This is a genomic window from Niallia circulans, assembly GCF_007273535.1.
GTDB lineage: Bacteria > Bacillota > Bacilli > Bacillales > Cytobacillaceae > Niallia > Niallia circulans_B.
In genome coordinates this window covers 2,493,320-2,515,208 of record NZ_RIBP01000004.1, presented here as the reverse complement: position 1 = coordinate 2,515,208, position 21,889 = coordinate 2,493,320, and the positions used below count along the sequence as shown (strand labels likewise).

Annotated in this window: 19 protein-coding genes and 1 other RNA gene; 4 read left to right on the top strand and 16 right to left on the bottom strand. The window is 38.5% G+C overall.

Features of this window, described 5'->3' with window-relative positions; all coding sequences use genetic code 11:
* Positions 1 to 29: 29 nt before the first annotated feature.
* Both CEQ21_RS20365 and CEQ21_RS20360 read left to right on the top strand, forming a co-directional pair.
* Positions 30 to 443: a reverse transcriptase-like protein gene (locus CEQ21_RS20365; protein WP_185766074.1), complete on the top strand. Its 414-nt coding sequence runs from the start codon at positions 30 to 32 to the stop codon at positions 441 to 443.
* Positions 433 to 1,347 carry a DMT family transporter gene (locus CEQ21_RS20360; RefSeq protein ID WP_235907290.1) on the top strand — a complete coding sequence of 305 codons (915 nt, stop codon included), beginning with the start codon at positions 433 to 435 and terminating at the stop codon, positions 1,345 to 1,347. Before CEQ21_RS20365 ends, CEQ21_RS20360 begins: the two co-directional genes overlap by 11 nt.
* Positions 1,348 to 1,359: 12 nt before the next feature.
* On the opposite strand, the gene CEQ21_RS20355 is transcribed toward CEQ21_RS20360, so the two are convergent.
* Positions 1,360 to 1,629, bottom strand: a complete 270-nt coding sequence (locus tag CEQ21_RS20355; protein WP_185766073.1) for a DUF6123 family protein — start codon at positions 1,627 to 1,629, stop codon at positions 1,360 to 1,362.
* 27 nt (positions 1,630 to 1,656) lie between these two features.
* Positions 1,657 to 2,151: a divergent PAP2 family protein gene (locus tag CEQ21_RS20350; protein ID WP_185766072.1), complete on the bottom strand. Its 495-nt coding sequence runs from the start codon at positions 2,149 to 2,151 to the stop codon at positions 1,657 to 1,659.
* Between the two features lie 116 nt (positions 2,152 to 2,267).
* On the opposite strand from CEQ21_RS20350, the gene sspL reads away from it, so the two are divergent.
* The gene (sspL, locus tag CEQ21_RS20345; protein WP_127737664.1) at positions 2,268 to 2,396 is read left to right on the top strand and encodes a small, acid-soluble spore protein L; all 129 of its coding nucleotides are present in this window, start codon (positions 2,268 to 2,270) and stop codon (positions 2,394 to 2,396) included.
* Positions 2,397 to 2,431: 35 nt separating this feature from the next.
* Here sspL and CEQ21_RS20340 read toward each other — a convergent pair whose 3' ends face one another.
* From CEQ21_RS20340 to CEQ21_RS20330, 3 genes are all read right to left on the bottom strand, one after another.
* On the bottom strand, positions 2,432 to 3,286 hold the full coding sequence (locus CEQ21_RS20340; RefSeq protein ID WP_419181624.1) for a 5'-3' exonuclease: 855 nt from the start codon (positions 3,284 to 3,286) through the stop codon (positions 2,432 to 2,434).
* A 139-nt stretch (positions 3,287 to 3,425) separates the two neighbouring features.
* On the bottom strand, positions 3,426 to 4,265 hold the full coding sequence (locus tag CEQ21_RS20335) for a sulfurtransferase (protein WP_185766070.1): 840 nt from the start codon (positions 4,263 to 4,265) through the stop codon (positions 3,426 to 3,428).
* A gap of 31 nt (positions 4,266 to 4,296) precedes the next feature.
* Complete coding sequence (locus CEQ21_RS20330; protein WP_185766069.1) at positions 4,297 to 7,908, bottom strand: dynamin family protein; 3,612 nt, start codon at positions 7,906 to 7,908, stop codon at positions 4,297 to 4,299.
* Positions 7,909 to 8,512: 604 nt separating this feature from the next.
* Here CEQ21_RS20330 and CEQ21_RS20325 point away from each other — a divergent pair.
* A complete protein-coding gene (locus CEQ21_RS20325; protein ID WP_127737660.1) occupies positions 8,513 to 8,965 on the top strand; it encodes a chemotaxis protein CheX in 453 nt (150 codons plus the stop codon).
* 319 nt (positions 8,966 to 9,284) lie between these two features.
* Here CEQ21_RS20325 and CEQ21_RS20320 read toward each other — a convergent pair whose 3' ends face one another.
* From CEQ21_RS20320 to CEQ21_RS20270, 11 genes are all read right to left on the bottom strand, one after another.
* The gene (locus CEQ21_RS20320) at positions 9,285 to 10,799 is read right to left on the bottom strand and encodes a carboxypeptidase M32 (RefSeq protein ID WP_185766068.1); all 1,515 of its coding nucleotides are present in this window, start codon (positions 10,797 to 10,799) and stop codon (positions 9,285 to 9,287) included.
* A 408-nt stretch (positions 10,800 to 11,207) separates the two neighbouring features.
* Positions 11,208 to 13,127, bottom strand: coding sequence for an ATP-dependent DNA helicase (locus tag CEQ21_RS20315; protein WP_185766067.1), 1,920 nt, complete (start codon positions 13,125 to 13,127; stop codon positions 11,208 to 11,210).
* 210 nt (positions 13,128 to 13,337) lie between these two features.
* Complete coding sequence (locus CEQ21_RS20310) at positions 13,338 to 13,505, bottom strand: hypothetical protein (protein WP_185766066.1); 168 nt, start codon at positions 13,503 to 13,505, stop codon at positions 13,338 to 13,340.
* An 84-nt stretch (positions 13,506 to 13,589) separates the two neighbouring features.
* A complete protein-coding gene (locus tag CEQ21_RS20305) occupies positions 13,590 to 14,723 on the bottom strand; it encodes a THUMP domain-containing class I SAM-dependent RNA methyltransferase (RefSeq protein WP_185766065.1) in 1,134 nt (377 codons plus the stop codon).
* A 177-nt stretch (positions 14,724 to 14,900) separates the two neighbouring features.
* Positions 14,901 to 15,283, bottom strand: an RNA gene (gene rnpB / locus CEQ21_RS20300) — RNase P RNA component class B.
* Positions 15,284 to 15,359: 76 nt separating this feature from the next.
* Positions 15,360 to 15,665: a cell division regulator GpsB gene (gene gpsB, locus CEQ21_RS20295; RefSeq protein WP_144453398.1), complete on the bottom strand. Its 306-nt coding sequence runs from the start codon at positions 15,663 to 15,665 to the stop codon at positions 15,360 to 15,362.
* Between the two features lie 73 nt (positions 15,666 to 15,738).
* The gene (locus CEQ21_RS20290; RefSeq protein ID WP_185766064.1) at positions 15,739 to 16,299 is read right to left on the bottom strand and encodes an SLOG family protein; all 561 of its coding nucleotides are present in this window, start codon (positions 16,297 to 16,299) and stop codon (positions 15,739 to 15,741) included.
* 241 nt (positions 16,300 to 16,540) lie between these two features.
* Complete coding sequence (locus CEQ21_RS20285; protein WP_185766063.1) at positions 16,541 to 16,897, bottom strand: CotD family spore coat protein; 357 nt, start codon at positions 16,895 to 16,897, stop codon at positions 16,541 to 16,543.
* A 330-nt stretch (positions 16,898 to 17,227) separates the two neighbouring features.
* A complete protein-coding gene (locus tag CEQ21_RS20280) occupies positions 17,228 to 18,493 on the bottom strand; it encodes a ribonuclease H-like domain-containing protein (protein ID WP_185766062.1) in 1,266 nt (421 codons plus the stop codon).
* Positions 18,494 to 18,553: 60 nt separating this feature from the next.
* Positions 18,554 to 20,800: a DEAD/DEAH box helicase gene (locus tag CEQ21_RS20275; protein WP_185767352.1), complete on the bottom strand. Its 2,247-nt coding sequence runs from the start codon at positions 20,798 to 20,800 to the stop codon at positions 18,554 to 18,556.
* 205 nt (positions 20,801 to 21,005) lie between these two features.
* Positions 21,006 to 21,791 carry an alpha/beta fold hydrolase gene (locus CEQ21_RS20270; protein WP_185766061.1) on the bottom strand — a complete coding sequence of 262 codons (786 nt, stop codon included), beginning with the start codon at positions 21,789 to 21,791 and terminating at the stop codon, positions 21,006 to 21,008.
* Between the last annotated feature and the right edge of the window lie 98 nt (positions 21,792 to 21,889).

The following is a 21,889-nucleotide window of genomic DNA, read 5'->3' as shown; positions in this document are numbered from 1 at the left end:
ATCATACCAGAAACTTTGGAGGTTTTAAAATGATAGAAGTCTACATCGATGGTGCAAGTGCTGGAAATCCCGGTCCAAGCGGTGCCGGTATTTTCATTAAAGGGCATGGAAGTGCTGAAAAATATTCTATCCCACTTGGCAGCATGAGCAACCATGAAGCCGAATATTATGCGTTAATTCACGGCTTAAGAATCTGTTTAGAAAAAAACTACAAAACAGTTAGTTTTCGGACAGACTCTAAAACAGTCGACAGCGCTGTGGATAAGCGCTTTGCCAAAAACAAAATGTTCGCACCACTTCTAGAAGAGGCACTGCTTTTAGCAGACAAGCTTGACCTATTCTTTATTAAATGGATTCCGAGTGCAGAAAATAAAACCGCTGATGAACTAGCAAGAATAGCCATTCGCAAAAATAAACCGGAAGGACAAAGCCGTGATTTCTAAAAACAAACAGGCAAACATCCTCTTGCTTGCAGTTGCACTTATCTGGGGCTCAACCTTTGTTCTTGTCCAAAATGCTATCTCATTTCTAGAACCGCTCCTTTTTAATGGGGTTCGCTTTTTTATTGCATTTTTATTTTTGTTGCTTTGGCTGCTCTTGTTTCACCGTCATCTGCTGAAAGAGCTGAATACGTCAACTTTTGCTGCGGGTGTTGTGCTTGGTTTTTGTTTATTTATAGGATACGCCTTTCAAACAATAGGGCTGCTTTACACCTCTTCTTCAAAAGCTGGCTTTATAACCGGACTTAGCGTAGTGTTAGTTCCATTGTTTTTACTTTTGTTTTTTAAGCACAAGCTCTCTGTCAATAGTACGATAGGCATCGCGTTTGCCACAGCTGGTCTCTATGCCATAACGATTGGGTCATCCTTATCATTGAATGTCGGCGACGGGTTTGTCCTTATATGCGCTGTAGGCTTTGCGATGCAGATTGTTTTAACAGGTACATACAGCAGCAAGCATTCTGCCCTTTTGCTGACAATTGTCCAAATATTTACTGTCTCTGCACTATCCTTTATCGGAAGCTTGTCTTTTGAAGATTGGAGCAAATTAAATATATCTAGCTTTGCTAAATCAGATGTATTGCTTGCATTGTTCGTCACGTCTATTTTTGCTACAGCACTTGCCTTTGTTATCCAGACTTCGCTGCAGAAATATACAAATGCAAGTACTGTTGCCTTGATATTTGCGACTGAGCCTGTATTTGCATCAGCTACTGCTTATATTTTTGCAGGGGAAAGGTTAACAGTAAGTGCATTTATTGGTTGTTTTTTGATTCTATTTGGCATGATTGTCACAGAATTACCAATGCAAAAATTCATGCCGGTATTGAAACAAAAGTCAGGATAAAAAAATCCCCCATTAAAGGGGGAATAACTGTTCATCTTTTAAGTATCGTAACGCTTCCTTCCTCGTTTTCACCTGAGCCTTAACAAAACGCTCAAGCAAGGACATATAGAAGCTGCCATCGAAATGCTTCTGTATCTTTAGGGTACACTCGATAGCTGTGTTAATTAACTCATCTGCTGCATTTGTATAAGCTTTTCCGAAGTAAATAAAGCCAACCGCATCTTCCCCGAATGAAAAGCCTTTGCTTTCTAGAAACAGCAAATACTCTTCTAATGTCTTCAACTTCCGTCCATTCCTCCCAAAATCTTCTTATTTCCATGTTACTTTATTCTTCGACATTTTTCTATCATTTTTTAGAAGAATATGGCCTAAAGTTCCCATAGCAACACCAAGTAAAGCGCCTCCAACAACTTCCTGAGGCTGATGGCCAAGCATCTCTTTCAAACGCTTTGGCTGCTTTTCTTCAAAAGGGACCTTTTCATCTGTTTTCAGCTTTTCCATTAAGTCTCCCAAATCATTTACCTTCAAAGTCAATTCACCAGTTTGCCGCCTAATTCCTTGGGCATCATACATAACAATCAGTCCGTAAACTAAGGACAAAGCAAAGTCAATCGTAGGTACTCCCCGCCTTAAAGCGATGAATGTAGTTAAAGAAGAGACCCCTGCAGAATGGGAGCTCGGCATTCCTCCCGTTTGAAAAAAAAGACGGTTATCCCATTTTTTTGTTTTCACATAATGGATTGGGATTTTCAAAAATTGAGCCAATCCGATGCTAGTCAAAGCAACGTAAACTCCCTTATTCATATCATCACCTCAAGAATTAGTTTTCATGTTTTATGATTAGATTATTCTAGCATGCAAATACTACAGAAGATTATTTATTACCAAATGGTCAAACGGAGCTGCAGGAGGTGTCTAACATGAGTAAGGACAGAAACAAAGGAACAGCTGCAAGTGGAGTAAACCCGCAAGGATTTGGGGGCGGAGATCAAACACCTGCACCGAAAAGCAAGCTTGAAAATGCGGCAAAAAAGAAAAATACTAAATGAAAAAAGTCCAGGAACCTATGTTCCTGGACCGATTTTTATGCAAGTGCCTCGTTTTTATGTTGGACAAGCGTGTCGAAATGCTTAAATTCAAGCTCTCTAAATTTAGCAATTGCTTTGTCTGGAGCAATTCGGTAAATGCTTTCCTCCAATAAACAATCCACTGGCACGTCACATTTTATTTCTGCCAGTTTTCTGCTGAGGTGTAGCATGTCCAAATCTGCTTCAATTTTAGCACGCTGACCTTTTGTCAACGACACAAGGTTTTCCAGAATTCCTTCAATATGCATGTGACTCTGCAGCAATTTCAATGCTGTTTTTTCGCCAATGCCTTTTACTCCTGGATAATTATCACTTGTATCACCCATAAGCGCCTTCAAGTCAATCATTTGCTTAGGTGCTATTCCTTTTTCTTCAAAGAAGCTGTTTGGGGTGTGGACCAAATAATTGCCGTATCCTTTTTTCACAAGCGCAACACTGATGTGATCATCAAGGAGCTGAAGAATATCTTGATCACCTGTTAATATAGTTACATGAGCAGACCCCTTCATTTTCTTGGCGATTGTGCCGATGCAATCATCTGCTTCAAAACCGACAACACCTATATTAGGGATATCAAAGCTTTCCACTACTTCCTTGACTATATTAAACTGCGGCATTAATTCTACTGGCGCCTCTGATCTGTTTGCTTTATAGTCAGGATACATTTCTGTTCGGAAGGTTTTGCTGCCCATATCCCAGCAAACCGCAACGTGTGATGGGTTAAAATGGTCAATAGCAGTAAAGAAATGTTTCACAAATCCATGTATCGCATTCGTCGGGATTCCCTTCGAATTAATCATAAATTGTCCTGTAACAGCTGTTGCAAAATAAGCCCTGAACAAAAGGGCCATTCCATCAACAAGCAGGAGGGATGGCTGTTTTTCTGTGTTCAAATAAATCGCTCCTTCACATTAAATCTATTCTATTATAACAGAAAAACAGCCATTAAGAAGCTAGTGCGTTTTTCCATTGACAATCATGACTGCTTCATCATTTTTTTATCGTGCAAACCTTGTTGTCGTCATAAGATATCCAATCACTGAAGCTTCCTGGATAAAGCTTAACATTTCGATAACCAGCTGCTTTTAATGCTAGAAAATTAGGTGTCGCAGTTACGCCAGAGCCGCAATAAACAATATAGTGCTTGTTAGGATCTAACTCACGGAAGCGCTCCTTTTGTTCTCCGGCTTCTTTAAATCTGCCATTTTCCAGCCCACTAGTCCACACCTTATTAATCGCTCCAGGAATATGACCGCTTTTTTTATCAATTGGCTCTACCTCACCTGTGAACCTTTTGTACTCTCTTGAATCGATTAATACAACACCCTCAATATTCGCTTGGACTATTGCTTTCACTTCTTCATAGGAGGCGGCAATTTCTGGATTCATTTTAAAAATATATGAAGTTGTTTCATATGTAGATAGTTCTGTTGTTAGCGGGTACTCTTGCTCAAGCCATGCTTTCATTCCGCCATTCAAGATATAGACATTATCATGCCCCATATAGCTTATCAGCCACCAAAGTCTGCCAGCAAACGCTCCTTCACCATTGTCATATGCAACGACAGTTGTATTATTTCCTATGCCAGCTTTCTCTAGCTTCTCTTTCAAGATATCAAGTTCAGGCAAGGGATGTCTTCCGCCATGCTGTTTCACAGGTGCTGACAGATCCTTTTCTAAATCAAAATAAACACTTCCAGGGATATGGCCTGCCTCAAATTGTTTTCGGCCTGCTTCAGGTCTTGCCAGCTCAAACCGGCAATCAATCACCCTAATATCCTTTTCAGCCAAGTTATTACGAAGCCAATCGGCTTCCACTGTGAATTTCATCGGTCCTGCTCCTCCCTTTATCTTTCCCCTATTAGATACTGTCTGCATATGTCCATACATTACTGTCTTTTATGGTAAGAAGAGCTTCCTTCATTTTTTGACGAATCTCCTCATTTTGGAACAATTCAGCCTTACCACTGTAATACTCCTGCATTTGCGCTTGCAATGATTGGATCATTTCTAGCTTTTCCTTCTCTAAGGTGTCATCAAAGAATGAAAACAATCGGGACTTTTCATCTTCAAAGAATGGAAAGCTTTCTGTTTCCATTACTGTTTTTATTTCTTCGGCAAGATATTTTCTGTCTCCTTTTTCAAAGAAAGCCTTCGGATTTTTATAATAAGACAATGCTTTTTTAAACAATCCTCTTTCCATTGTTCTAAATGGAGCTTGATGGGTAATCACCCCACTCAGCTTTACTGAATAATCAAGCTGTACAATCATTTCCTTATTTCTTTGACGGATGCTTTTTAATGATAATTCATAAAGCTCTTTTCTTTGTGCATAATAATAATTCTCGCATCGTAAGTTAACTGCCCTGAGCTCTTGCTCCACCTCATAACTCAGTTGAAAAAGGAAGTCATCTAACGCCTTTTCTCCCTCCTGCCTTCGATTTTCTCCCTTTAAAAGTCCAGGATGGAAGGACTCCTTCAGCCAATCATTGAATTGCAGGAATATGCGCTGCTTTAAATAATGAACCTGTTCGTCTATCTCTGCTTTCAATTTCTTATTTAAATAAGTATGCTTTTGCTGTGCTAGGAGTAAATTAAGCTCCTGCTCCTCCCTTTTCCATGCGTCAATTAGTTCCGTTTGCTTTGCATGCTCCATTTCAGCTGACTTAATGAAATCCTCAAGCATCTGAATGCTTGCCATACAATCAGTCTCTGCTGCTTTCAGCATAAATGGAAGCCATTCATCCTCAATAAACTGCAGCAAGCTCTCTTTAAAAGCATCCATCTGCCCAATATATGGCTCTTTATCACTAAATAAGCTTGATACAGGATAGATACGCGGATTCCTAATACCATAGTTCTCAAGCTGGTCATATAAATAATTGAATACAAGGTCAAGTTCCTCTTGATCCTTTGCCAGGTCAATGGCATTCATAATAAAAAACATCTTATCCTTTTCAAAGGAATCCTTCATTCTTCCTAATTGAAGAAGAAACGAACGGTCTGCTTTTGCAAAAGCATGATTATAATAGGACAAATACAAAATAGAATCAGCGGCCTTCATGTATTCAAAACTAAGTTCACTATGCCTTGTATTTATCGAATCTCCTCCTGGCGTATCAACTAAAACAATGCCCTTTCTTGTTAAACTGCAGTCGAAATAAACATCGATTTTTGCAATAAAACACGATACTGTTTCCACTGATACATACTGGTCCAGTTCCTCCATGCTTGCAGTAGAAACTGTTCCAAGCATATCTTTGTGTGAAGGGAATCCTTCGAAAAACGCTTCTAAATAACGGTGGTGACTGGCTGAGAAGTGAGCACTGCTTTTTTTTATGCGGTCAATGACAAGCTGTACAGACTCCAGTGAATCTGCGTTTTCATGAAAGACACGCAAATAATCCTGTAGCTCTCCTAACATATCCTCTTTTGATTTCCAGACAATCACCATTTTTCCGTGCTCGTTTTCCTTATCAACAGGCAGAATTCGATTGATTGCTGCTGTCATAGGATTAGGTGATACAGGAAGCAATGGATGCCCTAACAGGGCATTCGCAAAAGAAGATTTTCCTGCACTGAAAGCACCGAATAAGCAAATTGTATATTGCTTATTACGTATTGTTTCTGTGCGCCGCTGTAGATTGCGCCAAACCTCTTTAAACCCTTTTAAATCCTGCAATTGAGCTGATATAAAATCCAGCTGCACCAGCATTTCCTCTGGATTTGCCAGCATTTGTTCTGGTTTGCTGCGGACTTGGGTTTGTTTTTTCCTTTGAAGCTCCTTTACAAGTTTTTGAGCATTCACTTCTTGAATGACGGGCTCAGTCTCATCGTCAATCAGCTCCAAGTAATTGTCAGCCGCATTTTCACGTCTATTTTCAATGAGCTGGTTGAGCGCTTCCTGCCATTTAAGCCAGTTGTTCGCTATTTGGTCTTTTTTCTTTTTAGCATGAAGTAAGGTTTCAAGACGACGCTGGTCTTCTGTAATGATGCGCTCTTGCTCTTTAGTGTGAATATCCTGCTCACTAGATAAAATAGAAAACAGCTTGTTTGCTTCTTTTTTCACTGAGCTTTTTATGTAATCTTCGACTTCTTCACAGTATCGGAGCAAATAGGTTTCTGACATTTGTGCATTAGGATTAACAAGCTCCGCTAAAGCCTTTTTCTCTAGTTTAAATAATGGTGTTGTTAAATATTCCTCTTTAAATGCAGCAGTATTAACCCCCATTTTGCCAGAGGCTGTTTCTAAGTATTTGGTTAAAGGTCCAAGCAGCTGTAATTGGACGGCTTCTTCCAAAATGCTATGGAAATTCTGCAGCCTTTTTTCTTGCTCGGTTTTTATCTTTTGTTTACTGGAAAACAATCCGAGCTTAAACTTTTTGTCTTTAGCGTTTAAATAGGTTTCTGCAAGCTCCCTGTGTGCATATGGCATAATATAAGCGTCTTTAATGATGGCTAGAAAACCTGCTTCTAATTCTGCCTGCTGCACTTTAGTTTGTTGCAAAGCCTGCAGCTTCTTTTCAAGTGTATGGAAGTCTTCTTCTAAAAGGTGAAGCTTTTCCGCTGTCAAATTAACAAGCGGGGCACCTGCTTCTGCTAATTCCTTTTCCTTTTTCAATTCCATCGCCTTGCTGTGATCGGTTTTTATTTTTAAAAAGGATTGATCTGCAGACGCTTCCATTAATGAGTCTTTGTGCGTCATTTTTGCGGCGATGAACTGTTTTAATTCATTTATTTGATTTTTGCTGCTGTCCATTGCTTTGATCGACGTGTAAAAAATCCGTTCAGGCACTGCACCACTTGCAACAAACGCCTGCTCTACACTATCTTTAAATGCTTGGAACGGAATTTCTGCTTCGCGATGCTTATCAATCTGATTAATGATAAGAACAAAGCTTTTGCCGCTGTCCACAAGCTGTTTTGTAAATTCAATATTAATTTCAGATTGAACATGGTTATACTCCACTACATAAAACAGTACATCAGACAAATGAATACTTGATTCTGCTGCAAGCATATGAGCTTTGTCTATACTATCAATTCCAGGTGTATCAACAAACATAATATTATTCGGCAAATCGATACCGCTTACATTTACAGCCACTTCATTAATCAAATCTTTGTCTAAAAGCTCTGCGTCCACTAATTTTAGATCCGTACAGTTTGGAAATAACAGCGTAGGTTTAGCTGTGAAATAAACTTTGACAGCATCATTGCCTCGTGAAACCTTTATTTTATGTGCTGTTGTCGGGATTGGGCTGCTTGGTAACAATGGTTTGCCAATAAGTTCATTGATTAAGCTGGACTTCCCAGCAGAATAATGACCACAAAAGGTAAAGACAAAATCGCACTTGTAAATTTTGTTGATTAAGTCCTTCACCTTTTCGGCTGCAGTAAGATCCTTTTGTTTGTTTAAAAAATGATGAAATTCAGTCAGGTGGTTTAGCTGAAAAATGGTTGTCGGAAGCATGACTAACTCCTTTAATCTTAATATGTAGATTAGTTCCATTTTAACCATTTTCAACATTAGAATAAAGAAAATATTTTGAATTTTAAGCGGAGATGATGAAAAAGAGGTATTACCAGAATAAATTAAGAGGTAAAAGTGAAATAATAAAGATTATAATAAATGTATTTATTTTGTATTTGCAGAAGGTGAGACGTTTTTCAACACATATTTCATAACGGACAAGCAAGTAATTGCAGCAGCAGCAATAAAGACCATAACCATGTCTATTTGCACCTCTTTCCTTAATGAGAGTAATTTTCAATTTCAGTTACATTGTATCATCAATGATAATCATTTTCAATATAAGTAAAAAAAAATTCCTCTCACAGGAGGAATGAAATGTTTTGAAGGATGTTGCTGTGCTTCTTTATTATAAAAGGATTTAATTAAAATTTCATTGTAAATAGTATCCAGCACCGAAAAACGTAGTAGTTTAAACCTAATTACCATTTCTAAAGATAGGTATTTTTTACTATGAAATTCGTCGTTTTTTTGAATTTTCCTTATCCAAATTTTTTATAAACTATGATAAGATGATGATAACTACAGTATGGGGGAATGAATTTTGACAATCACAAGAAGCGCAACAGAAATATTAAACGGGACTATTGATTCAGTTAAGAATGTAATCCCCTTTGAACTAACAATTGATAAACCAACTTTAGTAACGGCACCATATCAGCAGAAATCTTTAGGAGTGCTTATTGGTCTGACAGGTGACTTCCGTGGAAGAGTCATTATAGATGGAAATCAAGAAGTTTTCGGTAAAATCGGTGAAGCAATGTTTGGAATGGCTCTTGAAGGAGAAATGCTTGATTCTTTTTCTGGAGAGCTTGGAAATATGATTGCAGGTAACCTGACTACTTTTGTATCAAAAAATGGAATTGCAATGGATATTACCCCTCCGACGGTTTTGGTAGGAGAGACAAAAATGTATGGCTTTGACAAGGCTTTAAGCCTTAAAGTAACATTAGCTGACACAGGCACACTTTATATTATTTTGATGCTTGAAGTATAAGATTATAAGCTGACAAAGAGATGGCATACAAACGTCATACTCTTTGTTTTTGCTATTTTTCACTCATTTTCCTTTTGGCTTTGTACTTCTATCTTTATTTTATTCTCAACCTTCGCTCCACAATTGGAACAGATTGTGCTTTCCTTATAAAGAAGGAGACAGTGTTTGCAATAATAATGTACCATCGATTATCACATCCAGTTTATTAATTCTATAATAGTATATTCCTGTACTGCGCTTTTCGTGACAATTGCGCTTCATTTCGTACGAAAAGCAAAAAAAGAGCAAGGAATTCCTTGCTCTTTTTGTCTGGACATGATTACAGAAGATACACCTTGCTGTACTTTTCGTACAGATAATCAATTAAGTATTGGGCATTAAGGCCTTCTCCTGTCACATCTGCTAAAATTTCAAGCGGTTTTTTTGTTTTTCCGAATTGATGAACTTTTTCATTGAACCATTTTTTAATTGGCAGCAACTCACCCTTCCGAAGAAGCTCGTCAAAGTTAGGCAAATCCTTTAATAGGGTTTGTTTAAACTGGGCTGCATACATATATCCCAGCGCATAGGACGGGAAATATCCAAAGCTTCCCCCTGCCCAGTGGACATCCTGAAGAATCCCTTCTCCATCATTACTTGGTTCAATTCCTAAATAAGACTTATATTTTTCATTCCATATTTTCGGAAGGTCTTTAACCTTTATATCTCCATTAAACAAGCCCTTCTCGATTTCGTAGCGAATAATAATATGCAATGGATATGTTAATTCATCTGCTTCAATCCGGATAAGGGATGGTTTGGATTCATTAATTGCCTTGTAATAATCTGCTACCTCTACGTTATCAAACTGCCCGTCAGCATATTCCTTTAATAAAGCGTAATTCTTCTCCCAGAAGGAGGCATTTCTGCCAACAAAGTTTTCATAAAACAACGACTGTGACTCATGTATCCCCATTGACGTGCCCGTAGCTAACGGTGTTCCGACAAGTTCCTCCGAGATATTTTGCTCATACAAGGCATGACCAACCTCATGAATGGTGCCGAATACGGCCACACGGAAATCAGATTCCACATACTTTGTAGTAATCCGCACATCGCCTGGATTAATGCCTGTTGCAAATGGATGCACCGTTTCATCAAGCCTGCCTGCGTCAAAATCATAGCCGATCTGCTTCAAAAGCTCCAAACTAAACGCATGCTGTTTGTCTTTCGGGAAATGCTTAAATAAAAAGTCTGTTTCTATCTTTTGCGTTGAATCAGCAATTTGCTGCACAAGGGGAACAATTTTACTTCTTAATTCATCAAATACTTCATCGATAACTTGGACTGTAACACCTGGTTCATACATATCGAGAAGAACATCATACGGTGTTTTGTCATAGCCCCAATAACCGATAAACCTTTTTGTTGTTTCTACTAATTTTTCCAAATATGGCTCAAATAGAGAAAAATCAGACTTTTCTTTCGCTTCTTCCCACACGCTTTCTGCTTTTGATTGAAGCATCACATATTCTTTATATTCACTTGGCGGAATTTTTTTATTACGTTCAAACTCTTTGTTCATTTCCTCAACTGTTTTTATGGTTACAAACGATAATTCTTTCTGAATACTTTCATCAGATAATTCAGTTAAATAACCTTCCAGCTCTGATGAAACAGACATGTTGAACGCTTCTGCCGATAGGGTACCTATAACTTCTGTACGCTGATCAACGGCTTTTTTTGGTGCTCCTGTTCGCAAATCCCAATATATCAGTGCTAGTGCTTCATTATAAGCTCCGATTTTTTTCACATATGCTAAAAAATCCTGCTCTATTGTTTTTATGTGACTCAAATGCTTTCTCCTCCTTATAATTAGCTCAAAATCAAAATAGTAAGATATGAAAACTATCTTACCATATTTTTCTACTATGTAAATAAAATTAAGCTGTAGGTGACAAAATAAACTATCTCATTTTTAAACTCTACGCATTCGTCAATCGGACTCTTATACAAATATTTTTTAGTTGGCTACTTATTCATTCATCTTTTGTTATTTTCTTATACGAATATGTCGTGTATGTTGGTTGTTTTTGTATTAGAAACATATGTGTTAACAATTGGACTAAGCTGTATGTTTCCTTTCATGAATTCAAAGTACATATTATGTCGTGATTCTGCTTTAAATAAAAAAACCCAGTCGAATGAAAATCGATTGGGGTTTTACCAGCATTAAAACGAAGTTCGAATAAAAACTCTCCTATTAAACGGCAGTTGGTTCTACTGGCAAGGCTGCTGTGACTGCTTCTTTAACAGCTTGCTTCTCTTCTTTGTCCATTAAGATATGGATGCTGCCGCTGTCTTCTGTTGTTCGGATTAGACGTCCGATGCCTTGTCTTAAGCGGAGTATCATGTAAGGCAAATCGACTTCTGTAAACGGATCTGTTGTATTTTCACGTTTTGATTTATAAACAGGGTCGTTTGGCGGGAACGGCAAGGAGAAAATAAAGACGTTTTCTAGTGATCTTCCTGGTACGTCTAAGCCTTCCCATAGGTTAACAGTACATAATATGGACTCTTCTTCATTTTGGAATTTGGAAACAAGGCCACTTATTTCTGCTTCCCCTTCAAAATAAATCGGAATGTTGAAATCCTTTGGCAACGCTGCTTTAAACTTGGCTAAGTCTTCTTTACTGTTAAACAATACAAGTGATCTTCCGCCAGCATTGACTAGCTGCTTTATTACATATTCCTGCTTCTGTTCATTATCTCCGTGATTATATTCTCTCATGATTACTTTCATGTTCTCTTCGTAATCAAATGGAGATTCGACAGAGAAAGATAGGAAGTCTTTCGCTCCTAAACTGTTTGCCATGTATTCAAATGACTTGTTGTTAGATAATGTTGCTGAAGAGAAGATAATCGGTTTTTTCTGGCTAAATACATCTTCCTTCATAATATCTTGTACAAGTCTTGGCATGATGACAAGTGTGCGCTCACCGTCGTGTTCCTCAAACCAAGTGATACCATTCATTTCTCTTAAGAATAAACGAAGCGAATGAGAGATTTGCTCTAAATACTCTTCAACTACTTTTAAATCATACTCATTAATGACGTACATTTCACTTTCAAAGACTAATTCTTCTTCTAAGTCAGAGATAAGTCCAGCAAGTCTTTTGCCTTCCTTCATGACTGTATCTGTTTTTTTAATTTCCTGCTTGTCCGAGCCTTCTGTTTCAAACGATGCATTCGTTAATGCAGCGAAAAATTGTTCGTTTTGATAGATTGTATCTTCAATAATATTTAATGTTTTTTCTCGAACGTCATTTGCAAGGAGTTTAGTCAAAAGGTTTTCTAGGTTTTGTTCAGTTAGTCTGTAAGTCAATGCTTTTTGAGCTGCATATTCTAACAAGTGGCCTTCATCAAACACTACACAAGCACTATCTGGGAGCAGTGGTAATTGACCTTCCCTTTTTCTAGATTCCTTTGTCCAAATATGCTCCATATAAAAATCATGTGAGCAAATGATCAAATCCTTCGCATTGCGGTAGTAATCTCTGTGCAAGGTTTGTCCACAACGGTGACGCTTATCGCATGTAAAGCAATCCTGCATCGAATCCCATGCAACACCGTCCCAATCTTCATCCGTCAAGTCAGAATAATCCTTCCTGTCGCCATATGGTGCAAATGACTGCAGCGAACCACTGCCATGAACAAAATCAGGTAATGTATCGTAAATAGTATTATACGTATCTTCAAAAGTAATTTTCTGATCAAGCTTGTTTAAGCAAAGATACTGGTTTCTCGATTTCGCAAGGCGTACGTCTATTTTTAAACCTAAAGCTTGCTCCAGCTTCGCAATATCGCCTTCCTTTTTGACAAGCTGTTCAATCAATGTTTCATCAGAGCATGCGATAATGGCAGGCTTATTCACATATCTTGCATAGCAAATGCTGTAAAGTAAATATACAAATGTTTTCCCTGTTCCGACTCCTGCTTCTGCAAAAATCGTCTTTTTCTCTTTAAATGCCTTTTCGAGCTGGTATGCCATGAACACTTGTTCATCACGAAGCTCATACCCTGCGTCCGGAAGAATGTCGTAAAACACATCCCCAATCCATTCTCCTAATTTATCGTAAAATGACTCTGTTTTCGAAACCTCAAATGGCATGCTGTTTTGCATGATACCCCTCCGCAAAAATGAAATAAGAGACCCTCCTCAAGTTTTAAAGGAGGATGCCTCCATTAACTAAAATGAATGACATGATTTAAAATTATTGGTACTTTTCAAGCGAAAAGAGGGCCGCCAATTTTTTAGGCACAGCACCCTCTTACATGTATTGCGTTTTTTAATCGAAAAAGTATTAAAAAAGAAAAGACAGCATCAGGCTTTCTACTTGATGCTGTTTGATATGGAAAAGTTCATTGCTTGCATAACTGTCTGCTGTGCATCTATATATGGCTGAAGCATATCTTCTCCGATATCTTCGTTTCTAATAATATCTAATGACTGGTTAATTGCATTCAATATTTTTTGATAATCAATTGTATTGTCCATCATATTTCCCTCCACCACTGGCATATAGACTTATATATACACAAATGATGGAGAAATTATACGCACTACATCTGTTGCATTTTACAATTAATCACGTTTTCTTCTGCCCCAGTATTGATAATAATCTGTCTTAATGAAGCCGTTGAAGAGCTTGCGTTTTTTTGTTGCTTTTTTGCCGTAATGCTCTTCGAATTGCTCGTCTGCTGTCAGCATGTAGATAGACCATGTTTCAAGCGGTTCGAATGCTTGTCCCATTTCCTGGTACATTCTTTGAACAGAAGGCTTGTCCCCTAAGCGTTCGCCATATGGTGGATTTCCAACTATTACGCCGTTTTCCTTCATTGTCGTAAAGTCTCTTACTTGCATTTGCTTAAATGTTACAAGCTCGCCAAGACCTGCTTCAAAGGCATTCTCTCCTGCAATTTTAACCATTCTATGATCAATATCCGTTCCTGTTATGTCAAGAGGCTGATCGTAATTAGCTAAGTCTTCTGCTTCCATTCTGACTTCATCCCATACTTTTGCGCTCATCCAATCCCATTCTTCTGAAATGAACTCACGATTAAAGCCTGGAGCGATATTTTGCCCGATTAATGCTGCTTCAATTGCAATCGTACCAGAACCACAGAAAGGGTCAGCAAAAGGACGGTCTGGTGTCCAGTTTGTAAGCTGAATCAGAGCTGCTGCAAGAGTTTCCTTAATCGGCGCTTCCCCTTGTCCAACACGGTAACCACGACGATGCAGGCCATGCCCTGATGTATCAATCGTTAATGTTGCTACATCCTTTAACATGCTGATCTCGATTTTAAACATAGCGCCATTCTCTTCAAGCCAGCCAGTTTTATTGTAGTGTGTGCTCAGTTTGTTAACAATCGCTTTTTTAACAATTGCCTGACAGTCTGAAACACTGAAAAGCTTGGATTTTACTGATTTTCCCGCTACAGGAAATTGAGCGTTAACTGGTAAATAGTCCTGCCAGTTCAATGCCTTTGTTTTTTCAAATAATTCATCAAAGGTAGTTGCTCTAAATTCGCCCACAATGATTTTTACGCGGTCAGCTGTTCGAAGCCACATATTGCATCTGGCGATTGCTTTTTCGTCCCCTTTAAAGTGAACCTTTCCGTTATCAACCGTGCATTCATAGCCAAGATCTCTTACTTCCTTTGCTACAATTGCTTCAAGCCCCATTGCAGCCGTTGCAACTAATGAATATTGTTTCATGACTTCACCTATTTCCTAAAAAATAACTTATTATGTATTACCTATTATGTCCATTTGGCATGTGCCAATATCATTTATCTTCAAATAAAAAGATGACTTTATGCTTACCTGATTTAGTCAGTGCAAACATCGAGTCACCTTGTGCTATTTTTCATGTTTAGTGTATCAACATTAACGCTTTATAAGCCATGTTCTGTTCCTTTGTACTGTAACGACCTATAAAGGCCTCGTATAAAGGCGGTAACCATCTATCTACAGATTATAAAATCTGTCCTTCTCCTCGTTCAGTTCCTCAGAGAAAGTTCCCCTACCAAAATTTGGGTTTCTCGCTCGCGGGGTTTACCTCGTTCCACCCTGGTCATTTCTGAACAGGCTCCGTCACTGTGGCACTTTCAAGGTATTCATGCCATATCCAAAGGACTTAGGCATTTTCCCTGCCGTCAGCAATAAATTGCTGCCCTAGCTTATTTTTTGGCTAGGCACGAACACTACAGGCATCTCAGCCTGTGCGAGCATGGACTTTCCTCTACAAACAATGTTTGCAGCGATTACCAAAGCGTTGTTATTGATTACAAAGGTTATTATAGTATGTCCACACAATAATAGCAATAGCAGATTTTGGATAACAGCCTTAACTCAATCGTAAAGCTTGCTGCCAAAAACATGCTTTTCCAGATTAGACAACCTTTTTAAAATATCAAAATTAGTTGTCCCAGCCGTAGTTGTTGGTGTCTGCGGCCTTTTGGAGCTGTCTTCCACTTGTCTTTTCAAGCGCATATTCTCCTGCTGCAGCTCCTCAATTTCTTGGTGCAATGTTTCATAATCCTTGATAATTAAATCTAAAAATTGATCTACTTCTTCTGGCTTGTATCCTCGCATGGCCGTTTTAAATTCCTTCTCGAGAATATCCTTAGCCGTTAATTTAATCTTATCTGATAGCATCATATTCCGCTCACCTCAGTCAATTGCCGTATTTAATTAATTTTTTCAAACATTTACCGATTTGTCAATTTTTCTAGAAGAAGTCATTGTTATATTGTTCTTCTTCAACAATTGCTTGCAAGTCATAAAAACTGATTAACCGGATATCATAATTATTTCTTTCCTTATATTGTGCTGCAAGATCGTATAAATATTTAGGACTTCCTGTTTTTTCTGTATCGTAAAACATCAGCAACGCATCACTTTTCTGCAACAAAAAAACATTTTTCATCCGCAGCTGGTTCGGACCTTCATAATCCTTTTTTGATACAGAATCGACAAAGTCTGCCTGCATCAAAATCTCTTCATACCATTCTTTATTTTCTTCCTTCCAGCCTTGCTCTTGGTTTAAGAATGGAGTCACAACTCCCAGCTTTAATTCTGAATGACCATTTAACTGCATGTCATATACAACCTCAGCCGCCCAAAGCTCTGTACCGAGCTGGCCGCTTATTAGCACCCATTCAAGCCCCTCTTCAAGCAATTGCTCCAGTTCTTTTCGTATAGCTCTTTTTATGTAATCGACTGCAGGATCATTTTTTTTAAATAAGCCAATTTCAAATGGCTTATAGCCTGAAATAGCTACTACTTTCATGAATTGTCCATTCCCTTGCCTATAAACTTCTTAGTTTCCAGCACTTATTTAACCTTAATTAATCTATTCTGTTCTTTATAAAAAATAACCACATTATTTACATTTTTTTGAAAATAAGGCTTGGATTTTACCCATATGAACCATTATAAGCATTTTTGGCAAAAAGAGAAATTTTTTTCCTCGACTTCATATGAAATGGCTGCCGAGTGAAAATTGGCAGCCATGAAAGTATTAGTAGTTATTATCTTCTAGGAAAACCGCCTGGGAATCCACCCTGGAATCCACCTGGGAAACCGCCTGGAGCTCCTCCAGGAAAAGCTGTTCCAGTAGCTGTAAATGGAACACCACCAGTTTGAGCAGGTTGTTGAGGCGCTGGGTATGGAACTGGTGCCGGCCCCATATTTGCTTGCGTGTTTGTCACCACATTTTGTACAGATTGTGATTGTGGGAAGAAATGTTGGTGCTCATAATTCACGTGGTTTACTGTAGTAGTATGAGTTGGGTGAATATGAGGAACAATATTATTTTGGAACGTGTGGTTCACGCAACATTTAGTTGGGTGACAGATTGCTGGTAATACATTAGGTTTGCAATGCATTTTAAAATCTCCTCTCCGTTTTGTATAATTATCTTACAGTAACAACTTATGTCGGGAGAGGTTATCTTGTACTAATACAAACACCTAAATTTTTAAGTTAATTTATTTATTCATAATAAAGCGTATAGATTTTCTTTTAAAGACGAAAATAAAATGGCAGTCAGGCAAACAACGACAAAAAACATGAACATTACGACTTTATACAACACGCACACTCCAATAACTTGTAAAATATTGTTTAAAAATGATGAAATTATCAGTCTTATCTTATTTTAATAGGAAAGGTTTCATTAGACAACAAGGTAAATAGTGGCTTTTTAATTTCCCTAATTAGGTTAATATACCTATTTTTTTTTGTAAGCGCAGTTCTCTTTTATTAATCTCTGCTATTAAGCGTGGATTTACAGCATCCTCTGTTCCCTCAATCAGCATATATGCTTTTTTCGTATATGCTAATGCTTTGCCGAAATCCTTCGTTTTATGTTCCAGGAGTTTAGCTGCTTCGATATACGACTCAAACACTATCTTGCTGTCTGCGTTGCCCTCTGCTTCAATAATACCCTCCCACAGTAATGTTGCTTCCGTATAATTTTTTTCCTTTTTGTATTGCTTTGCCAAGATGAATTTTGCCATAACATTTTCTTCACTGCTTCCATCTATAATGGCTGACAGACTTTCAACAGCTTGAGCGTTTTCTCCTAAGGAAGCATACCATCTGCCGACCTCGTAAGTTTCTCTTGCTGACATATTGACATCCTTATTTAATAATTGAAAGCTGATATGCGTATAAAGTGTTATGAGTGAGAGAATATCTATCTCGTTATGCTTTAATATCCCAAGCATGCCTTCTGGGTCTTTTCTTTCCACGAAATCAAAATAAATCATTGGTGCAAGAAAACCAGGAATATCATCATGTCTTTCCACACCAAGTACTTCCTTTTCAACAATGGATAGCTTGGTTCGTTCTAGTTTGTGCTTCCACATTCTTCGGGAAGCATGGTATAAGTCGAAATGGCCAAATTCGGGAAGCTTTGGCACATGCTCTTTCACGAACACATGCCTTGTCTTTACTTGCGGCCAGTCAAAGGCTTTGCCATTATAGGTAACAAGTGTTGTATAATCAACATTCTCTAAAAAGCTTTTAAACAGCGGTACCTCTGCTCCGGGATTTGGCAAAATATGCTGCTTCAGCACGATTTCTGCATCCTTCACAACGGCATAGCCTAGGATAAAGATACTATTGCCAGCTCCCCCTCCTAATCCAGTCGTCTCCGTATCAAAAAAGAACAGGTCTTCTGCCTTGTGTCCTTTAGCGGACAACGGATGGCGATAATCAGATTGATTCCATGCATGAACACTTGTCAAGAAATCTTGAAAAGCATAGTTGCCGTGTTCATAGGAAATTGGATATCTGACCTCACGTATGAGGCAGTAATTATCATCCACCCAATAAGGAGTTACATTCTCACTTGCCCATACATCCAAAAAAGGAATTTCTACTCCTTTTGACTCAAGCTCAGATATTTGTGGTTCCTGACTGCTCGTGCCAGTATTTAAATGTGGTTTTAAACGCTGCAATTTATTTTTAATAGACATGGCTTTCTCCTATAATAAGTTCCTATTAAACACGACATAGTAATCTCTTAATTTATTATGTTAAAACATATCAAGTATTCTAACGCTTTTTGCCTTTGCAGCAATCCCTTCTATTTCTGTTCCGATACATGCAGGGCAGCCATCGTCGCACGGGCATTTTTGGATGAGATTTTTTGCGGCGGCCTTCACATGTTCAAACCGCTTATACACGTCTTCTGCTAGTCCAATTCCACCAGGATAGTGATCGTACAAGAAGATTGTCGGCAGTCCTGTATGATTTGCCTTTATTTGTGAAACAACATGAATATCATTACGATCACACATTACATGTACTGGTACTACATGTTGAAGAACATTAGAGATTCCTAATAGTAGCTGTTCTAAAGTCTTTTCTCCAATACTTTCATCTATCTCTTTTAGTTCAAGCCAGGCAGCACTTGTATGAAGCTCTTCTTCTGGCAGATGAATCGGACCAGATCCGATGTTTTCGAATGTTGACAGCTTGATTTTTTTAAAGATGGAAGGAAGAATATTAATGGAGACATCTCCGTAATGGATAGCTGTTTTTTGCCTGTCTTCACTCTTATCTATTTCCAAAACCTTTAAGCTTACGGCCAAATTTGCATCTGTGTAGTATTCAACATCCACCTCGCGGACATACGCCTTCTTATGGTCCCAATCAAGCTTTTCTACTTGAAACTGAGTACCTTCGTGCAAGTAAATAGCCTCATCATGCAAAAGAGTCATCGCACTAAATCGATCCATTTCTCCGATAATTTTATGGTTTGCTGTATCGGATTGATCAATAATTACTACATTTTCCTGTGAAGCAGACCGCAGACTGATATTGCCTGCAGGAAATGACTGGTTAGCCCAGTAAAACGTATGACCATTTTGGTGGATTACTTTTTCCTCTACTAAATATTCAAGAATATCCTGAACATCAAGCGGGCCAAATTCTTCGTTTTCCTTCAGTGGCAGCTCATATGCCGCACATTTTAGATGATCGACTAAAATGATTAAATTCTCTGGGTTAATTCTTGCTGATTCTGGTGTTCTGTCAAAAAAATAATCTGGATTTTGAACAATATACTGATCAATAGGTGTAGAGCTTGCTACCATTAATATAAGTGCTTCCCCATGCCTTCTGCCAGCACGTCCTGCTTGTTGCCATGTACTTGCAACACTGCCAGGGTAGCCTGTCATCACACACACCTGCAATTGTCCGATATCTACACCAAGCTCCAGAGCATTTGTGCTCACTACTCCTAAAATATCGCCTTCACGCAGTCCCTTTTCAATTTCCCGGCGCTGTTTCGGAAGATAGCCCCCGCGGTAGCCTCTGATCGACTTTGGTCCAATTTTATCTTTGACGAGTTCTTGTATGTGGCTCAAGATTATTTCGACTCGCACCCTGCTGCGCGCAAAAACAATTGTCTGGATTTTGTTTTTCAAGAAGTTTTTCGCAAGCTGATTTACTTCCACTGTCGCGCTTTTGCGGATATTCAGCGGTTTATTTACAATTGGCGGGTTATAAAACACAAAATGCTTTCTGCCTCTTGGTGCCCCGTTATCATCAATGAGACGCATCAAATTGCCTGTCAGCTGTTCTGCCAATTCTTTTGGGTTTGCAATGGTTGCAGAAGTACAAATAAAGATTGGCTCACTGCCATAAAACTTGCAAATCCGCTTCAATCTTCGAATAACATTAGCCACATGGCTACCAAAAACGCCCCGGTATGTATGAAGTTCATCTATAACGACATACTTTAAATTTTCAAATAAGCTGACCCACTTAGTGTGATGTGGCAATATGGCTGAATGAAGCATATCAGGATTTGTAATGACAATATGCCCGGCTTTCCTGACAACTTGACGGATTGTCGGTGACGTATCTCCATCATACGTGTAGCTTTTAATGTCAATGCCCATCTCATTGATGATTTCATTCAACTCACTTTTTTGGTCTTGCGCGAGCGCCTTTGTTGGAAATATATAAAGGGCGCGATTTGCATCATTTTCAGCAATGGACTGAAGAACAGGCAAGTTATAGCATAATGTTTTGCCTGAAGCAGTTGGGGTTACTGCAACGATATTTTCACCCTTTTGCAATGTTTCGTACGCTGAATATTGGTGGCTGTATAATTCGCCGATTCCCCGTTTTTGCAAGGCAAGCTTAATTCTATTGTCGACACTTTCTGGCATTGGCCGGGTTTTGGCTTCCTGCGGCTCTAACTCATGCCAGTTGATGATATTTTCATTTTTCCTTAATTCTTCAATAAGTTCAGAAAGTGATTTTTTTCTTATCATGCTTATCCATTCACCTCTTGTACATAATATACCGAATAAACGTTTGGTTTTCCAGCATATAAATAAAAAGAAAAAGGACCTGTCTTCAACAAGCCCTTTTCTCATCTGTTTCACTTCTAAAATTGCGTTGGCATGCAAGCACTTTAACGTTTTTTGCCTTTAAAATGATTATAAAACCTTCCAGCAATTACCTTAGACTTTTTTAGCTCCCAATAAATTCTGTCAGGATAGAAAGCAGGCCGTCTGGGTTTTCAATCATGCCCATATGTCCTGCATCAAGGTCTTTCACCATTACAAATGGTGCTGAGGAGTTTACTGCCCTGTCTTTAGGAACAACCTTATCATTTTGTCCTTGCACAAGCAGAAAAGGGATCTCTTGAATATCGATTATTGCATTCCGATCTGGGCGCTTTCTCATTGCTGCCAATGTTTCCATTGCAGCAAGGGGATCTGTGTTATATCCGATTTCCTTTATGTCTTCAACATCTGTGGGATTTTCAACCAAATATTTATCAGCAAACAAATTAGGAATAAGCCCATCGATAAATGCTTGTATTCCTAAATCTTGAATCTTTTCAATTGCTTTTAGCCTGCCTGCTTTCCCTTCATCGCTGTCTGGATAAGCTGTCGAGTGAATAAGCCCATATTTTTTCAGGCTTTCAGGAAACAGCTCTGCAAATGCCAATGTGACATATCCGCCAAGCGAGTGGCCAAAAAGATACACAGAATGTAATCCAAGCCTGTCTAAGAGGGCTTTTACATCCTTCGCTAAATCCTCCATTTCAAATGCTGCTCCATCAAAGGTTGAACGACCATGGCCACGCAAATCAATCGCAATTATGTGATATGTATTAGACAATGGTTCGATTATTTTTTTCCAGTAATCAGAACTTCCACAAAATCCGTGAATTAGGACAACTGTGTTTGCCTGGCTTTTTCCTTGTTCCACATATGCCAGCTCCCGATTGTCTATCGTTACTATTTCCATAACTATTAGCTCCTTATATGCTTCGTTTTTAATTTTATTTTAGCTATTTCTTGATTATTTTCATATAGGTAATTCTCAAGTTTATTTTAACCAATTTT

Excerpts from the sequence above, each read along its gene's own strand:
- CEQ21_RS20365 (WP_185766074.1), top strand. The coding sequence starts at position 30 with ATGATAGAAGTCTACATCGATGGTGCAAGTGCTGGAAATCCCGGTCCA.
- CEQ21_RS20350 (WP_185766072.1), bottom strand. The coding sequence starts at position 2,151 with ATGAATAAGGGAGTTTACGTTGCTTTGACTAGCATCGGATTGGCTCAA.
- sspL (WP_127737664.1), top strand. The coding sequence starts at position 2,268 with ATGAGTAAGGACAGAAACAAAGGAACAGCTGCAAGTGGAGTAAACCCG.
- CEQ21_RS20340 (WP_419181624.1), bottom strand. The coding sequence starts at position 3,286 with ATGGCCCTTTTGTTCAGGGCTTATTTTGCAACAGCTGTTACAGGACAA.
- CEQ21_RS20335 (WP_185766070.1), bottom strand. The coding sequence starts at position 4,265 with ATGAAATTCACAGTGGAAGCCGATTGGCTTCGTAATAACTTGGCTGAA.
- CEQ21_RS20330 (WP_185766069.1), bottom strand. The coding sequence starts at position 7,908 with ATGCTTCCGACAACCATTTTTCAGCTAAACCACCTGACTGAATTTCAT.
- CEQ21_RS20315 (WP_185766067.1), bottom strand. The coding sequence starts at position 13,127 with ATGCAAAACAGCATGCCATTTGAGGTTTCGAAAACAGAGTCATTTTAC.
- CEQ21_RS20310 (WP_185766066.1), bottom strand. The coding sequence starts at position 13,505 with ATGATGGACAATACAATTGATTATCAAAAAATATTGAATGCAATTAAC.
- CEQ21_RS20305 (WP_185766065.1), bottom strand. The coding sequence starts at position 14,723 with ATGAAACAATATTCATTAGTTGCAACGGCTGCAATGGGGCTTGAAGCA.
- gpsB (WP_144453398.1), bottom strand. The coding sequence starts at position 15,665 with ATGCTATCAGATAAGATTAAATTAACGGCTAAGGATATTCTCGAGAAG.
- CEQ21_RS20290 (WP_185766064.1), bottom strand. The coding sequence starts at position 16,299 with ATGAAAGTAGTAGCTATTTCAGGCTATAAGCCATTTGAAATTGGCTTA.
- CEQ21_RS20285 (WP_185766063.1), bottom strand. The coding sequence starts at position 16,897 with ATGCATTGCAAACCTAATGTATTACCAGCAATCTGTCACCCAACTAAA.
- CEQ21_RS20280 (WP_185766062.1), bottom strand. The coding sequence starts at position 18,493 with ATGTCTATTAAAAATAAATTGCAGCGTTTAAAACCACATTTAAATACT.
- CEQ21_RS20270 (WP_185766061.1), bottom strand. The coding sequence starts at position 21,791 with ATGGAAATAGTAACGATAGACAATCGGGAGCTGGCATATGTGGAACAA.